This window comes from Serratia sp. A07, assembly GCF_058725505.1.
Genome location: NZ_JBZXDO010000211.1, coordinates 1 through 783 on the forward strand (window position 1 = coordinate 1; position 783 = coordinate 783).

1 protein-coding gene is annotated in these 783 nt (G+C 58.4%); it reads right to left on the reverse strand.

From position 1 onward, the window contains the following. On the reverse strand, nt 1-561 hold a 561-nt coding region (locus AC4PR2_RS29310), incomplete at its 3' end, for an IS91 family transposase (protein ID WP_492176102.1). Nucleotides 562-783 lie beyond the last annotated feature (222 nt).

The following is a 783-nucleotide window of genomic DNA, read 5'->3' on the forward strand; positions in this document are numbered from 1 at the left end:
GACCTGCTGTTTTTTGAAGAACAGGTCGCGCCAGACGCCGTGTTTGACATCGAGACCCCCGCGGGTGATGGAAACGTGGATGTGCGGATGCTGATTGAGCTGGCGCCCGTAGGTGTGCAGCGCACAGAAGATACCGACTTCGATGCCCAGCTTGCGCGCGTGCCTGAGCATGGCGCGGGTGGCGCAGCGAAACAGGTCGTTGAGCAACGGCCAGTTGTTGTTGAAGAACGGCCACAGCAGGTGGGGCATGGTGAAAGTGATGTGCTGCCAGTCGCAGTCGGGCAGAATGTGTTGCTGTTCGGCAATCCACTGCTCGGTGCCTTTGAGGCCGCAGCTGCTGCAGGCCTTGGACTTGCAGGTCTGGCAGAGAAAGCGCGAGTGGGTACAGTCAGGTGAACTGCAGCAATAGCGTCGCACGCCCATGGCGCAGGTACCGCAGGCAAGCATGCGCTCGACGGAGAGTTTGGTCCAGTCGGTGAGCTGATGGCCATTCTTCTCGAGGAAGCGTTCCCAGCCCTCGTCGTGCTGGAACAGAAGCTTTGCAGGTCGCGGTATGTACATATGATCGCCTATGGCGCTGGCTCGCTCAGGAAGCAAGAGTCGAATTCGTCTTCGCCGGGTCTGCTTGCCCAATTTTCTGTATGTGGGTCCCAGGGATCCATAGAGATGGAAAGCATGCCTGTAAATGTGGCGATAGTGAACTGACCGGCTGGTATAGGTACGACGAAAGCCCCTCCGAGACGTTTGAAGCGACCGTTGCTGGCAGATGAGCTACCGGCTTCA